Below are 15,526 nucleotides of genomic sequence, written 5' to 3' on the forward strand. Positions count from 1 at the left end.
CCCCACTCCAACAATAAGAAAGAAACGCCATGCCCCGCCACCCCCTGCTCGACAATCCCAAAGACACCCCGCTCTTGGCCGACGTGGCCTTTTTAAGCGATGCGCTGCAAAGCGTGCTGGCGGCCGAAACCGGCGCGCCGGTGCAAGACACCGTTGCGGCGCTGCTGGCCGGCGAAGCGCCGCAGGCGGTCATTGAGCGGGTGTTGCCGCAGCTCAACGATGCGCAGCTGGAAAACCTGATCCGTGCTTGCAGCCTGTTTGCCCAGGTGCTGAACATCGCCGAAGACACCCACCACCAGCGCCGCCGCCGCGCCCACGAGGCCGACGACCAAGCGCCGGGCAAGGCCAGCTTTGCCCATGTGCTGTCGCTGTTGCAGCAGCAGGGCGTGGATGCCGCGGCGGTGCGGCAGCAGTTGGCGCACACCACCGTGGCGGCGGTGCTCACCGCCCACCCCACCGAGGTGCAGCGGCAAACCATTTTGCAGTTCCATCGCGAAATCCGCACCCTGCTCGACGAGCGCAGCGCCTGCCGGGGCGGCCGTGCCGAGGCCGAGCTGTTGCGCCGCGTGCAAACCGTGTTGTGGTCGCTGTGGCAGACCAACGAAACCCGCCATTTCAAAATCAGCGTGGCCGATGAAATCAACAACGGCGTGGCCTATTTTCCGCTCAGCTTTTTCCGCGCCGTGCCGGGGGTGTACCGCAAAATGCAGGATGCGCTTCAGGTAGCCTATCCCGGGGTGGGCCTGCCCGATGTGCTGCACATCGGCGGCTGGATCGGCGGCGACCGCGACGGCAACCCGTTTGTGTCTGCCGACACCCTGCGCTACGCCTTCCGCCGCCAGGCCGATGCGGTGTTCCGTTTTTACCGCGCCGAGTTGGGGCGCTTGTATGAGGCTTTGTCGATGTCGGTGCGCCGGGTGCAGGTGAGCGAGGCGGTGCTGGCGATGTCGGCGCAATCGCCCGACACCGAGCGCGCCCGCGAAGAAGAGCCGTACCGCCGCGCCGTGGCCTATATGGTGGCGCGGCTGGTGGCCAGCGGCCGCAGCTTCGGTTTGGGCCTGGGCAGCCGTTTCGGCCTGCTTGAGCCGTATGCCGACGCCGATGCCTTTATTGCCGATTTGCAGGTGCTGTATGATTCGCTGGCCGCCAACGGCAGCCGTTTGCTGGCCGATGGTCAGCTGGCCGATTTGTTGCGCGCCGCCTCGGTGTTCCGTTTCTATCTGATGCCGCTGGATTTGCGCCAGCACGCCGGCAAGCACGCCGACACCGTGGCCGAGCTGTTTGCACACGCCGACTTGGAAGACTTCCACGCCCTGAGCGAAAGCGCCAAACAGCGCGTGCTCTTGCGCGAGCTGGCCACCCAGCGCCCGCTGTACAACCCTTATGTGCGTTACAGCGACGACACCGCCCACGAGCTGGCGGTGTTTCAGGCCGCCGCGGACATCAAACAGCGTTTCGGTGAAGGCGCCATCCGCCAAAGCATTATTTCCAATGCCGAAAACGTCAGCGACCTGCTGGCCTTGGCCTTGCTGCTGAAAGAAACCGGCCTGCTGCGGCTGGAAAACGGCCGCGTGCGCAGCCGCCTCAATATTGTGCCCTTGTTTGAAACCATCGGCGCCCTGCAAGGTTGTTTGGATGTGATGGACAGCCTGTTTTCCCTGCCCTGGTACCGCCAGCTGCTGGCCGGTTGCGACGATATTCAGGAAATCATGCTCGGTTATTCCGACAGCAATAAAGACGGCGGTTATGTCACCAGCCAGTGGTCGCTGTATCAGGCTGAAGAAGCGCTGGTGCGGCTGTTTGCCCGCCACGGCGTGCGCCTGCGCCTGTTCCACGGCCGCGGCGGCAGCGTCGGGCGCGGCGGCGGCCCGGCTTACGAAGCGATTCTGGCACAGCCTGCCGGCAGCGTGGCCGGGCAAATCCGCATCACCGAGCAGGGCGAAGTGATCACCGCCAAATACGCCGATGCCGACAATGCCGAACGCAATCTGGAAACCCTGGCCGCCGCCACGCTGGAAGCCAGCCTGCTGCCGCAGCGCGGCGAAGCGCCGGATGCGGCGCTGATGCAGTCGCTATCCGACGCCGCTTTCGCCGCTTACCGCGCCCTGATCACCCAGCCCGGTTTCATCGATTATTTCCTGCAAACCAGCCCGATACAGGAAATCGCCAGCCTCAACATCGGCAGCCGCCCCGCCAGCCGCAAAACCCTGGCGCGGATTCAGGATTTGCGCGCCATTCCCTGGGTATTCTCGTGGACGCAAAACCGGCTGATGCTGCCGGCCTGGTATGGTTTCGGCAGCGCGGTCGAAACCTTGCTGGCGGCCGATCCCGTGAATTTGGCGCGTTTGCAGCACATGGCCGCGCACAGCGCCTTTTTCCAAGCCATGTTGTCGAATATGGAGCAGGTCATGGCCAAGGCCGATCTGGACATCGCCCGCGCCTATCTGGACTTGGCCGAAGACCAAAGCGCCGCCGCCGAGCTGTTTGCCCGCATCGAAGCCGAGTTCGCCCGCAGCCGCCAAGCCCTGCTGCAATTGTTGCAGCGCGACACCCTGCTTACCGACAACCGCAGCCTGGCACGCTCGCTGGCCTTGCGCCTGCCTTATCTGGACGCCCTCAACTGGCTGCAGGCCAAGCTGTTGGCGCGGCTGCGGCAGGAGCCGGACAACGGCCATTTGCTGCAGCTGATCCACCTCACCATCAACGGCGTGGCCCAGGGTTTGCGCAATACCGGTTAAACCGGCGGCCGGAGACGGCCGTGCTTCAGGCTACCTGAATGTTTTGTCGACGCAGAAATGCGCGTGGCTGGTTTCAGGTAGCCTGAACTCGTGTTACCGGCTTGCTGCAGGCTGAAATCCAATCATCAAGGGATGGCGAATGAAAGAATATCGGCAAACGCCGCCACCATCCCACCGTTTGCCATCCACACCCATACACGCTGAATAAAGGCTACCTGAAACCATGAATCCGCAAATACTGGGCATGTGCCAAATCATCATCGCCGCCGTCTGCTGGGGCTGCTTGGGCGTGTTGGGCACGTTTCTCAACCGGCAGGGCTTCAGCGGCATGGAAGCCGCCTCCCTGCGCGTGACATCTGCTGCGGTTTTGCTGCTGGTGTTGCTGCCCTGGTTCGCCCGTTATTTGAAACGGCTCAGTTTCCGCCAGCTGCCCGCCTTGTTTTGGCAATCCATGCTCGGCATGTTCGGCATGACGGTGTTTTACTTCGGCGCCGTGGCCGCGGTGGGCAGTTCGCTGGCGGTGGCGCTGCTGTACACCGCGCCCGTGTGGAGCCTGATTTTTGCCCGCATCCTGCTGGGCGAGGGGATTACCCGCCGCTCCGCTGCGCTCACCGTGCTGGCCGCCTGTGGGGTAGGCCTCACCATGGCCGGCATCGGCCAGGTCAATTGGTTCGGTATCGGCTTGGGCCTGATGTCCGGCGTCTGCTATGCGCTTTACGGCGTGCTCGGCAAACGCGCCATGGGCCGCAATCCGCCCATGCTGGTGTTGTTCACTTCGGTGTTCATCAGCGCCGTGGCCATGGCCTTTCTGCCAGATACCCACCAGGCCTGGCAGCGCCTGTTGGCGGGTGCGCCGTCGGCCTGGCTGGCGGTGGCGGCTTTGGCGGTGATCGGCACCCTGTTGCCGTATGCGCTCTATATCAAAGGCTTGGAGAAGATGCCGGCCGCCCGTGCCTCCGTGTTCACGGTGATCGAGCCGCTCACCGCGGTGGCGCTGGCCGCCTGGTGGCTGCACGAAAGCTTGAATCTCTGGCAATACGTCGGCGTGGCCCTGATCATCGGGGTCAGTTCGGCTAATGCCTGGGGCGGGCGGGTGCCGTCGGCAAAACGCGACAACTGAATCTTTGCCGGCCCAAGCACTTGCCGCCCAAACGGCTTTCCTTTAAAATCCCGCCCTTTTCAACCCTTGCCTTTTGCATTCGCATGGCAAAAGGCTTTACAGCCGTAAGGAGAAAACATGCGCCATTACGAGATCGTGTTTATCGTTCATCCGGATCAAAGCGAGCAAGTGCCCGCCATGGTTGAGCGCTACAAATCACTGGTAACCGACGGCGGCGGCAACATCCACCGTCTGGAAGACTGGGGCCGCCGCCAACTGGCCTACCCCATCAACAAAATCCACAAAGCCCACTATGTGCTGATGAACATCGAATGCACGCCCGCCGTGGTGGAAGAGCTGGAAACCGGCTTCCGCTTCAACGATGCCGTACTGCGCCACCTGACCGTTAAAATGGACGCCGCAGTCACCGAAGCTTCTCCGATGATGAAAGAAGAGAAGTCCAAAAACCTGCTGAGCGGCCAAGCCGCAGCCGAAGAAACTCCGGCTGCCGAAGCGTAATTTGGAAAACATCCTCCGCCTGAACGCCCGCATCAAAGCCGCCGATACCCTGCGTTACACCCCTGCCGGCACCCCCGTGCTGGATTTGCTGTTGGAGCACGAATCCTGGCAGCAAGACGCCGGAGAGCGCTACTTGGCCCGTTTCGAAATACAGGCCAAACTGATCGGAGCCGAGGCGGCCGTCTGGCAGTCCCGGACCGGCTGCAGCATAGCAGTCAGCGGTTTTCTCAGCGCCTACAGCCAAAAATACCGCCGTCCGATATTGCACATACAAACGATTCACGAATATAAAGGTTAAAACGACATGGCTCGTCAATCATTCAAACGTAGAAAATTCTGCCGTTTCACTGCAGAAGGCATCAAACAAGTTGATTACAAATCCGTTGATCTGTTGAAAGAATTCATCGCTGAAAACGGCAAAATCATCCCCGCCCGCATCACCGGCACCAAAGCCCACTACCAACGCCAGCTGTCTGTGGCCGTGAAACGCGCCCGTTTCCTCGCCCTGCTGCCGTACACCGACCAACACAAATAATCAACGGAGAGTTTCAACATGCAAATCATTCTGTTAGAAAAAATCGGCGGTTTGGGCAATCTGGGTGACGTGGTAACCGTGAAAAACGGCTATGCCCGCAACTTCCTGATTCCGCAAGGTAAAGCCAAACGCGCTACCGAAGCCGCTTTGGCCGACTTCCAAGCCCGCCGCGCCGAACTGGAAGCCCGTCAAGCCGAAATCCTGGCTGACGCCCAAGTCCGTCAGGCCAAGCTGGACGGCCAAACCATTACCGTGGCGCAAAAAGCCGGCGTGGACGGCCGCCTGTTCGGTTCTGTAACCAATGCCGACATCGCCGAGGCCATTTGCGCTTTCGGCGTGGAAGCCGCCAAAGCCAACGTACGCCTGCCCGACGGCCCGCTGAAAGCCGTAGGCGAATACGAAGTGGAAGTGGCGCTGCATTCCGATGCCGTGGCCAACATTACCGTATCCGTGGTGCCGGCTGCCGAATAAGCGCCTGCGTGACTGAGACGCACACAAAAAGGCTACCTGAAAATTTTCAGGTAGCCTTTTTTTATGTGCCGCGCCCATCCGTTAGTGTCAGACCTTTAGAGCATGGCGGCCGGTTTAAAATAGCGCCCATCAAGGCTTCTACTGTATCAGGCCGGCTGCGGCAAATTGAAGACCATCGAACAGCCGGTAGGAAACGGCGGTGGTCATGCTTACCTGATTTAACCCAATATTAATCCAATATTTGATCGGCCTAATTTTTGCCTAAGTTGCAAAGGGTATCATGCACCGTGTTGGCAAAAAGCCTTGCCCCTTATCGGCAGGGCGGCCGATTTCTCTTTTATTCATGGTTAGATGAGGATGAGTTGATGAAAAATGCAATTTTGATCAGTATGTTGTTGGCCGTTTCCGCTACCGCGGCAGCGGGTTTTTCAGAGCACGGCACTGCCGAGGCAAACAGCGCCAGTGTCAGCCGCGTGGCGGCCTTGAAAAACCTGCCGGATGACAGCTACGTGGTGTTGGAAGGCCGCATTGAAAAGCAAGTGCGTCGCGAACATTATATTTTCCGTGATGCCAGCGGCAGCATCGAAGTTGAAATCGACGACGATGTATGGCGCGGCGTGAACGTTACGCCTCGTGACAGGGTTCGCTTGACTGCGGAAATCGATCAGGATTGGAACGGTACCGAAGTCGATGTGAAATCGGTGGTGAAAATCCAATAGTTTGCTTGCAGGCTGCCGGTTAGTTTCAGGTAGCCTGTTTCATTACTCCGTGCGTTCCACCTCTTTTCAGGGTGAATAAGGACTGATTTATGAAATGGAAAAAAGCCTGGTGCCTGTTGCCCGCACTGATGTTGGCCGTCGCTCTGCCGGCGCATGCAGACGACGATGACGACGACCGCCACCGCCCTGCCCGGGTTTATGACCGTGATGACGATGATGATGACCGTCGAACAATTTCCCGCCGCCAAGGCCGTGCCGAGACACGGATAATCTCGGCAAACCGCGCCACCAATGCCGCTTTGCGCCGTATCCGTGGTCGGGTCGGCGATGTGGATTTAACCCGTAAAAACGGCCGACAGGTTTACGAGGTGGACATCCGTGCGGCGAACGGCCGCAAATACGAGGTTTGGGTGGATGCGCGTAGCGGGCGGGTGCTGTCTTCCCGCCGCGACCGCGATGATTGAGCCGGTCGGCTTTGGCCAACAAATGAATGCCAATGTGGTCTAGATAATGCTGCCGCATTGGCAATTCTGATTTGGGTGGCTTCTGATACCTTCGAAGTTTGGTAATGCTGTATGGCCGTTCAAGGCTACCTGAAAACGGCGCTTTCATTATTTGAAGAAGCCAAATATTCAGGTAGCCCCAAGAATTGATGCTGTCTAGGCTCAGCGGCTGTGGGCGGTCGGTTTGCGGCGCTCTTTCATGCCGCCGGACTTGCCATTGCCGGATTTAAAGCCGTCTTTTTTGAAACTGCCGCTTTTTTTGGCGCCCCATTTCTTGTCGCCGTGGCCGCTTTTGCCGCCCCAGCCGCCTCTGCCTTTGTTGTTGGGCTTGTCGGCGGCATTTTTGTTGCGTTTGCGGGTGGGTTCCATGCCTTCGATCACCACTTCGGGCAGGGTGCGGTTAATGTATTTCTGGATTTTGTGCACCATCACATATTCGTTGACTTCGGCAAAGCTGAGCGCCAAGCCGTGGCGACCAGCGCGGCCGGTGCGGCCGATGCGGTGCACATAATCTTCGGCCTGTTTGGGCAGGTCGTAGTTGATGACGTGGGTGATGGTGGGCACGTCGATGCCGCGGGCGGCCACGTCGGTGGCCACCAAGATTTTGATGCGGCCTTTGCGCAAGTCCATCAGGGTGCGGTTGCGCCAGCCCTGCGGCATGTCGCCGTGCAGGCAGTTGGCGGCGAAGCCTTTGTCGTACAGCTCGTCGGCCAGTTGCTCGCTCATGGCTTTGGTGGCGGTGAAAATCACGCATTGGTCGATGTTGGCATCGCGCAGGATGTGGTCGAGCAGGCGGTTTTTGTGGTTTTTGTCGTCGCAGTAGAGCAGTTGTTCGTCGATTTTGCCTTGGTCGTCCACGCGCGCCACCTCAATCACTTCGGGGTTGCGGGTCAGCTTGCGTGCCAGTTTGCCTACTGCGCCATCCCAGGTGGCGGAAAACAGTAGGGTTTGGCGTTCGGCCGGGGTGGCGGCGACAATGGTTTCGATGTCGTCGATGAAGCCCATGTCGAGCATGCGGTCGGCCTCGTCCAAGACCAACACTTCCAGGCGGTCGAAATCGATGCGGCCGCTGCGCATGTGGTCCATCAGGCGGCCGGGGGTGGCCACGATGACGTCAACCGGGCGGCTGAGGGCTTTGATTTGGAAGCCGAAAGAAGAGCCGCCCACCAGGGTGACGGTGCGCAGCCATTTCATGTTTTGGGCGTAGGTTTGCGCGTTTTTTTCCACCTGCGCGGCCAGCTCGCGGGTGGGGGTGAGCACCAGGATGCGGGGGCCTTTGCCGGGTTTTTCGCTGCGTTTGGTGATGCGTTGCAGCGAGGGCAGCAGGAAGGCGGCGGTTTTGCCGGAGCCGGTTTGGGCCGAGGCCATGATGTCTTTGCCTTCCAGTGCGGCGGGCAGGGCTTGTACCTGAATCGGGGTGGGTTCTTCGTAGCCGGCGCTGCGCAGGGCGGAGAGTAGGTTTTTATCGTGCAGTAAATCGCTGAATTTAATGGTCATGTGTTTCCAAAAAGGACAACAAGGCTTTCTGCCCGTGTGCAGACAGGGCAGCCGTGAAGCTGGGGAGGCGGTAACGGAAGTTACGGTAAAGACTTGTCGCAAGCCGTCCGGCTTGGGGTGGCATCGGCGACAACCTTCAATCGAGACTGCCCGTTCGGCGGGCAGGATGGAATCTGCTCAAGGCAAAACGGCTGATGAGAAACAGCCGGCTGGCTGAAGACGATGGCTTCAAAGTGAAAAAGAGCGCGCATCATATAGATGCGTTGCCAAGCCGTCAAGCAAGTGTTTGAAATTTATTGTGATGGAATCGAAGGCTACCTGAAAACGTCGAGATGGTGGCTATGGTTGGGGTAAGGCGGTTCGGTGAGCGGCCGGATTGTCCGCTACAATGACGGCCTTCTTTTTCAGGTAGCCTGTTATGAACGATATCTCCGCTTTCGCCAACCGCTTGGGCAAAAATGCCAAACACTTGCTCAAATGGGCGCGCCGCCAGCAAATCGAAGCGTGGCGGCTGTATGACCGCGATATTCCGCAATATCCGTTTGCGGTCGATATTTACGGCGATCAGGTGCACCTGCAGGAATACGACACCGGCTGGCTGCTGCCGCCCGATGAGTATGAAGCCTGGCTGGCCGAGGTGGTGGAGGCGGTATCGTTTGTCACCGGCTTCCCGCCGCAGCATATCCATCTGAAAAGACGGGCCCGCCAGAAAGGTTTGCAGCAGTATGAAAAAACGGGTGCCGAGGGAGAGGATTTTGTGATTCACGAAAACGGGCGGGCGTTTTGGGTGAATCTCGATAAATATCTGGATACCGGCCTCTTTCTCGATCACCGTAACACCCGCCGCCGAGTCGGCGAAGAAGCCGCCGGCAAACGCTTCCTCAACCTGTTTGCCTATACCGGCAGCTTCAGCGTTTATGCCGCTACCGGTGGCGCGGCAAGCAGCGAAACCGTTGATTTGTCGAATACCTATTTGGACTGGGCCAAGCGCAACTTTGCCTTAAACGGCATCGATGAGCGTCGTCATCAGATTATCCGCGCCGACGTATTTCGTTATTTGGAGCAGGCCGCCGCCGAGCAAAAATGCTTCGATTTGATTGTGATGGATCCGCCCAGTTTCTCCAACAGCAAAAAAATGCTCGATATTTTGGATGTCCAGCGCGACCAAGCGGCTTTGATCAACGGGGCAATGCAATTGTTGGCACCAGCAGGCTGCCTCTATTTTTCCAATAATCTGCGCAGCTTTGTTTTGGAGCAAGCCATTATGGAGCGTTATCAGGTTCGGGATGTATCGAAATCTTCCGTGCCTGATGACTTCCGCAATAAGAAAATTCACCAGTGCTGGCAAATACGGCACCGTTGACAGCGGTGTTGAACGGTATTGATTGAAGCGGGCGCAACAGGCTACCTGAAACTTTTCAGGTAGCCTGTATTCAGGTTGGGCAGTTTGATTTGGGTTCATTTTGGTGTTGGTGATTTTATTGTCTGACAAAATTTCCTTGTTATTCATGGTGGTGATGGATTGGGTGGGATTTTTTTGTGATTTGTGGTTGACTGTGTTTGGCTGGGGGCGTATAGTTCGCCTTCTTCGCTGCTTCGGCAGCAAAAATTTTGCTCTTTAACAGTACAGATTACCGATAAGTGTGAGTGCATTGAGCCTCACACTGCGACAAAAACAGACAAGATGTAGATTAACTACATTGTGTTGGTTTCTTTGAAGCAGACCAGAAGTTATTAAGTTAGAGATTGAACATAAGAGTTTGATCCTGGCTCAGATTGAACGCTGGCGGCATGCTTTACACATGCAAGTCGGACGGCAGCACAGAGAAGCTTGCTTCTTGGGTGGCGAGTGGCGAACGGGTGAGTAACGCATCGGAACGTACCGAGTAGTGGGGGATAACTGTCCGAAAGGATGGCTAATACCGCATACGCTTTGAGAAGGAAAGCGGGGGATCTTCGGACCTCGCGCTATTCGAGCGGCCGATGTCTGATTAGCTAGTTGGTGGGGTAAAGGCCTACCAAGGCGACGATCAGTAGCGGGTCTGAGAGGATGATCCGCCACACTGGGACTGAGACACGGCCCAGACTCCTACGGGAGGCAGCAGTGGGGAATTTTGGACAATGGGCGCAAGCCTGATCCAGCCATGCCGCGTGTCTGAAGAAGGCCTTCGGGTTGTAAAGGACTTTTGTCAGGGAAGAAAAGCTTTGGGTTAATACCCTGGAGTGATGACGGTACCTGAAGAATAAGCACCGGCTAACTACGTGCCAGCAGCCGCGGTAATACGTAGGGTGCGAGCGTTAATCGGAATTACTGGGCGTAAAGCGAGCGCAGACGGTTTGTTAAGCAGGATGTGAAATCCCCGGGCTCAACCTGGGAACTGCGTTCTGAACTGGCAGGCTAGAGTATGTCAGAGGGGGGTAGAATTCCACGTGTAGCAGTGAAATGCGTAGAGATGTGGAGGAATACCGATGGCGAAGGCAGCCCCCTGGGATAATACTGACGTTCATGCTCGAAAGCGTGGGTAGCAAACAGGATTAGATACCCTGGTAGTCCACGCCCTAAACGATGTCAATTAGCTGTTGGGGTGCATGACACCTTAGTAGCGTAGCTAACGCGTGAAATTGACCGCCTGGGGAGTACGGTCGCAAGATTAAAACTCAAAGGAATTGACGGGGACCCGCACAAGCGGTGGATGATGTGGATTAATTCGATGCAACGCGAAGAACCTTACCTGGTCTTGACATGTACGGAATCCTCCAGAGACGGAGGAGTGCCTTCGGGAGCCGTAACACAGGTGCTGCATGGCTGTCGTCAGCTCGTGTCGTGAGATGTTGGGTTAAGTCCCGCAACGAGCGCAACCCTTGTCATTAGTTGCCATCATTTAGTTGGGCACTCTAATGAGACTGCCGGTGACAAACCGGAGGAAGGTGGGGATGACGTCAAGTCCTCATGGCCCTTATGACCAGGGCTTCACACGTCATACAATGGTCGGTACAGAGGGTAGCCAAGCCGCGAGGTGGAGCCAATCCCAAAAAACCGATCGTAGTCCGGATTGCACTCTGCAACTCGAGTGCATGAAGTCGGAATCGCTAGTAATCGCAGGTCAGCATACTGCGGTGAATACGTTCCCGGGTCTTGTACACACCGCCCGTCACACCATGGGAGTGGGGGATACCAGAAGTAGGTAGGGTAACCGCAAGGAGCCCGCTTACCACGGTATGCTTCATGACTGGGGTGAAGTCGTAACAAGGTAGCCGTAGGGGAACCTGCGGCTGGATCACCTCCTTTCTAGAGAAAAGACGGGGCTTGGTGCATTCACACTTATCGGTAAACTGTGAATTAGAGATGCGAAACTGGTTGGGGGAACCCGACGAAGTTGGAGTAATCTGGGTTTGTAGCTCAGCTGGTTAGAGCACACGCTTGATAAGCGTGGGGTCGCAGGTTCAAGTCCTGCCAGACCCACCAAGAGATTGGGGGCATAGCTCAGTTGGTAGAGCACCTGCTTTGCAAGCAGGGGGTCATCGGTTCGATCCCGTTTGCCTCCACCAAAAGCTGATGGCAAATAAAAACGAGTTTGAAGAGCTGGTTTTTATTTGCGATTAAAAGTTGCATTGATCTTTAACAAATTGGAAAGCCGAAATCAACAAACAAAGACAATGTTGGTTTTACCCGCCCGAAGCGATTCATTTGTCTTCAGGCAGCCTGCAAAGGCAAGGGTGAGACCACAGTAATTTGGGTGATGATTGTATCGTTTGTCTGTGAGTGCAAAAGGCACAGACGAACACACAACAAGCAGTAAGCTTTATCAAAGTAGAGAGCCTAAGTTAAACCGACTTGTCAACGGAAGGTTTAGCGAAGTCAGCAGGTTCTTCAAATGATAGAGTCAAGTGAATAAGTGCATCAGGTGGATGCCTTGGCGATGATAGGCGACGAAGGACGTGTAAGCCTGCGAAAAGCATCGGGGAGCTGGCAATAGAGCTATGATCCGGTGATGTCCGAATGGGGAAACCCACCGTATTCTGTACGGTATCCTTATCTGAATACATAGGATAAGCGAAGCGAACCCGGAGAACTGAACCATCTAAGTACCCGGAGGAAAAGAAATCAACCGAGATTCCGCAAGTAGTGGCGAGCGAACGCGGAGGAGCCTGTATACGATAGCTGTTGGGATAGAAGAAGGACTTGGAAACGTCCGCCATAGTGGGTGATAGCCCCGTATTCGAAATTCCAGCAGTGGTACTAGGTATACGACAAGTAGGGCGGGACACGTGAAATCCTGTCTGAAGATGGGGGGACCATCCTCCAAGGCTAAATACTCATCATCGACCGATAGTGAACCAGTACCGTGAGGGAAAGGCGAAAAGAACCCCGGGAGGGGAGTGAAATAGAACCTGAAACCTGATGCATACAAACAGTGGGAGCCTCTTAATGGGGTGACTGCGTACCTTTTGTATAATGGGTCAACGACTTACATTCAGTAGCGAGCTTAACCGGATAGGGGAGGCGCAGGGAAACCGAGTCTTAATAGGGCGATCAGTTGCTGGGTGTAGACCCGAAACCGAGTGATCTATCCATGGCCAGGATGAAGGTGCCGTAACAGGTACTGGAGGTCCGAACCCACGCATGTTGCAAAATGCGGGGATGAGCTGTGGATAGGGGTGAAAGGCTAAACAAACTCGGAGATAGCTGGTTCTCCCCGAAAACTATTTAGGTAGTGCCTCATGTATCACTTCCGGGGGTAAAGCACTGTTATGGCTAGGGGGTCATTGCGACTTACCAACCCATGGCAAACTAAGAATACCGGAAAGTGCAATCATGGGAGACAGACAGCGGGTGCTAACGTCCGTTGTCAAGAGGGAAACAACCCAGACCGCCAGCTAAGGTCCCAAATGACAGATTAAGTGGTAAACGAAGTGGGAAGGCCCAGACAGCCAGGATGTTGGCTTAGAAGCAGCCATCATTTAAAGAAAGCGTAATAGCTCACTGGTCGAGTCGTCCTGCGCGGAAGATGTAACGGGGCTCAAATCTGTAACCGAAGCTGCGGATGCGCGCTTCATTAAATGAATTCAGATAGCTTGCCGGAGCGAAGCGACGGAAAGCATTTATTAAAGTGGAGTTTATTTAATGAAGCGCGCATGGTAGGGGAGCGTTCTGTAGGCCTGAGAAGGTGCATCGTAAGGTGTGCTGGAGGTATCAGAAGTGCGAATGTTGACATGAGTAGCGATAAAGCGGGTGAAAAGCCCGCTCGCCGAAAGCCCAAGGTTTCCTACGCAACGTTCATCGGCGTAGGGTGAGTCGGCCCCTAAGGCGAGGCAGAAATGCGTAGTCGATGGGAAACGGGTTAATATTCCCGTACTTTGATTCAATGCGATGTGGGGACGGAGAAGGTTAGGTTAGCAAGCTGTTGGAATAGCTTGTTTAAGCCGGTAGGTGGAAGACTTAGGCAAATCCGGGTCTTCATAACACCGAGAAGTGATGACGATTGTCTACGGACAAGAAGTAACTGATACCACGCTTCCAGGAAAAGCCACTAAGCTTCAGTTGAATCAGAACCGTACCGCAAACCGACACAGGTGGGCAGGATGAGAATTCTAAGGCGCTTGAGAGAACTCGGGAGAAGGAACTCGGCAAATTGATACCGTAACTTCGGGAGAAGGTATGCCCTCTGAGGTGAAGCACTTGCTGCGTAAGCTTTGGAGGGTCGCAGAGAATCGGTGGCTGCGACTGTTTATTAAAAACACAGCACTCTGCTAACACGAAAGTGGACGTATAGGGTGTGACGCCTGCCCGGTGCTGGAAGGTTAATTGAAGATGTGCAAGCATCGGATCGAAGCCCCAGTAAACGGCGGCCGTAACTATAACGGTCCTAAGGTAGCGAAATTCCTTGTCGGGTAAGTTCCGACCCGCACGAATGGCGTAACGATGGCCACACTGTCTCCTCCCGAGACTCAGCGAAGTTGAAATGGTTGTGAAGATGCAATCTCCCCGCTGCTAGACGGAAAGACCCCGTGAACCTTTACTGTAGCTTTGCATTGGACTTTGAAGGCACTTGTGTAGGATAGGTGGGAGGCTTAGAAGCAGAGACGCCAGTTTCTGTGGAGCCGTCCTTGAAATACCACCCTGGTGTCTTTGAGGTTCTAACCCAGGTCCGTAATCCGGATCGGGGACCGTGCATGGTAGGCAGTTTGACTGGGGCGGTCTCCTCCCAAAGAGTAACGGAGGAGTTCGAAGGTTACCTAGGTCCGGTCGGAAATCGGACTGATAGTGCAATGGCAAAAGGTAGCTTAACTGCGAGACCGACAAGTCGAGCAGGTGCGAAAGCAGGACATAGTGATCCGGTGGTTCTGTATGGAAGGGCCATCGCTCAACGGATAAAAGGTACTCCGGGGATAACAGGCTGATTCCGCCCAAGAGTTCATATCGACGGCGGAGTTTGGCACCTCGATGTCGGCTCATCACATCCTGGGGCTGTAGTCGGTCCCAAGGGTATGGCTGTTCGCCATTTAAAGTGGTACGTGAGCTGGGTTTAAAACGTCGTGAGACAGTTTGGTCCCTATCTGCAGTGGGCGTTGGAAGTTTGACGGGGGCTGCTCCTAGTACGAGAGGACCGGAGTGGACGAACCTCTGGTGTACCGGTTGTGACGCCAGTCGCATCGCCGGGTAGCTAAGTTCGGAAGAGATAAGCGCTGAAAGCATCTAAGCGCGAAACTCGCCTGAAGATGAGACTTCCCTGAGGGCTTGACCCTCCTGAAGAGTCGTTCTAGACCAGGACGTTGATAGGTCGGGTGTGGAAGCGCAGCAATGCGTGAAGCTAACCGATACTAATTGCTCGTGAGGCTTGACTCTATCATTTGAAGAACTTTGGATTCGGACATCGGATATCGGCAAACCGATATCCAACATCACGAATCAAAGTAATAAAAAGATAAAAGCTTACATAAGACTTGATGACACATCATCGCACCGTTGATTAAACAATAAATAAGTGAAGCAGCGCTTCATAACGGCTTACCAATTTGACAGTTTATGTTTGGCGGCCATAGCGAGTTGGTCCCACGCCTTCCCATCCCGAACAGGACCGTGAAACGACTCAGCGCCGATGATAGTACGGATACCCGTGTGAAAGTAGGTCACCGCCAAACCCCATTACTAAAGCCCCCTGAATATCAGGGGGCTTTTACTTGTGCGGACGTAACGGGACAGTAAAGGATTGATTGTGCTTGTTTGAGGGGAAGGGTGCAGGCAATTGGGCGGCCAGGGTGCCGGCAAGCGATTATGCCGGAATCCCTAATCAGCTTGAATCTTTCAGGTAGCCCCAACGCCGTGAAAGAAATGCCAACTCGGTACGAGTGTGTCACTGTGGGCTGGAAATCTTTTGCAAAACACCGCTATCGGCAGCGCATCTTGCCTGTAGCTTCATTCTCTATAAACGGCTTGTTCGCTT

The 15,526-nt window shown here is 55.8% G+C and carries 10 protein-coding genes, 2 tRNA genes and 3 rRNA genes; 14 read left to right on the forward strand and 1 reads right to left on the reverse strand.

The window, feature by feature from the left end; translation table 11 throughout:
• The first annotated feature begins 29 nt into the window (after positions 1–29).
• The 8 genes from ppc (at position 30) to H3L94_RS00185 (ending at position 6,545) form a co-directional block, all read left to right on the forward strand.
• Positions 30–2,738 carry a phosphoenolpyruvate carboxylase gene (ppc, locus tag H3L94_RS00150; protein WP_182122179.1) on the forward strand — a complete coding sequence of 903 codons (2,709 nt, stop codon included), beginning with the start codon at positions 30–32 and terminating at the stop codon, positions 2,736–2,738.
• Between the two features lie 223 nt (positions 2,739–2,961).
• On the forward strand, positions 2,962–3,858 hold the full coding sequence (locus tag H3L94_RS00155) for a DMT family transporter (RefSeq protein WP_182122180.1): 897 nt from the start codon (positions 2,962–2,964) through the stop codon (positions 3,856–3,858).
• 117 nt (positions 3,859–3,975) lie between these two features.
• Positions 3,976–4,356 (forward strand): 30S ribosomal protein S6, encoded by a 381-nt coding sequence (gene rpsF / locus H3L94_RS00160; protein ID WP_009120064.1) that lies wholly within the window; start codon positions 3,976–3,978, stop codon positions 4,354–4,356.
• Between the two features lies 1 nt (position 4,357).
• The gene (priB, locus tag H3L94_RS00165) at positions 4,358–4,654 is read left to right on the forward strand and encodes a primosomal replication protein N (RefSeq protein WP_182122181.1); all 297 of its coding nucleotides are present in this window, start codon (positions 4,358–4,360) and stop codon (positions 4,652–4,654) included.
• 6 nt (positions 4,655–4,660) lie between these two features.
• Positions 4,661–4,891, forward strand: a complete 231-nt coding sequence (gene rpsR, locus H3L94_RS00170; RefSeq protein WP_009120066.1) for a 30S ribosomal protein S18 — start codon at positions 4,661–4,663, stop codon at positions 4,889–4,891.
• Positions 4,892–4,909: 18 nt separating this feature from the next.
• Positions 4,910–5,362 carry a 50S ribosomal protein L9 gene (gene rplI / locus H3L94_RS00175; RefSeq protein WP_182122182.1) on the forward strand — a complete coding sequence of 151 codons (453 nt, stop codon included), beginning with the start codon at positions 4,910–4,912 and terminating at the stop codon, positions 5,360–5,362.
• Positions 5,363–5,727: 365 nt separating this feature from the next.
• A complete protein-coding gene (locus H3L94_RS00180; RefSeq protein WP_009120070.1) occupies positions 5,728–6,081 on the forward strand; it encodes a YgiW/YdeI family stress tolerance OB fold protein in 354 nt (117 codons plus the stop codon).
• A gap of 89 nt (positions 6,082–6,170) precedes the next feature.
• On the forward strand, positions 6,171–6,545 hold the full coding sequence (locus H3L94_RS00185) for a PepSY domain-containing protein (RefSeq protein ID WP_182122183.1): 375 nt from the start codon (positions 6,171–6,173) through the stop codon (positions 6,543–6,545).
• Positions 6,546–6,746: 201 nt separating this feature from the next.
• Here the strand turns inward: H3L94_RS00185 and H3L94_RS00190 are convergent, their stop codons facing one another.
• Positions 6,747–8,081, reverse strand: coding sequence for a DEAD/DEAH box helicase (locus tag H3L94_RS00190; protein WP_182122184.1), 1,335 nt, complete (start codon positions 8,079–8,081; stop codon positions 6,747–6,749).
• A 418-nt stretch (positions 8,082–8,499) separates the two neighbouring features.
• Here H3L94_RS00190 and H3L94_RS00195 point away from each other — a divergent pair, with 418 nt between their 5' ends.
• From H3L94_RS00195 to rrf, 6 genes are all read left to right on the forward strand, one after another.
• Positions 8,500–9,444: a class I SAM-dependent methyltransferase gene (locus H3L94_RS00195; protein WP_182122185.1), complete on the forward strand. Its 945-nt coding sequence runs from the start codon at positions 8,500–8,502 to the stop codon at positions 9,442–9,444.
• A 385-nt stretch (positions 9,445–9,829) separates the two neighbouring features.
• A 16S ribosomal RNA gene (locus H3L94_RS00200) occupies positions 9,830–11,370 on the forward strand.
• Positions 11,371–11,470: 100 nt separating this feature from the next.
• Positions 11,471–11,547 (forward strand) — tRNA-Ile (locus H3L94_RS00205).
• Positions 11,548–11,554: 7 nt separating this feature from the next.
• Positions 11,555–11,630, forward strand: a tRNA-Ala gene (locus H3L94_RS00210).
• Between the two features lie 333 nt (positions 11,631–11,963).
• Positions 11,964–14,928: ribosomal RNA gene (locus H3L94_RS00215) — 23S ribosomal RNA — on the forward strand.
• Between the two features lie 183 nt (positions 14,929–15,111).
• Positions 15,112–15,224, forward strand: a 5S ribosomal RNA gene (gene rrf, locus H3L94_RS00220).
• Together the 16S, 23S and 5S rRNA genes with 2 tRNA genes alongside form the textbook arrangement of a ribosomal RNA operon.
• The last annotated feature ends 302 nt before the right edge of the window (positions 15,225–15,526 follow it).

It is taken from the genome of Neisseria shayeganii (assembly GCF_014054965.1).
GTDB lineage: Bacteria > Pseudomonadota > Gammaproteobacteria > Burkholderiales > Neisseriaceae > Eikenella > Eikenella shayeganii.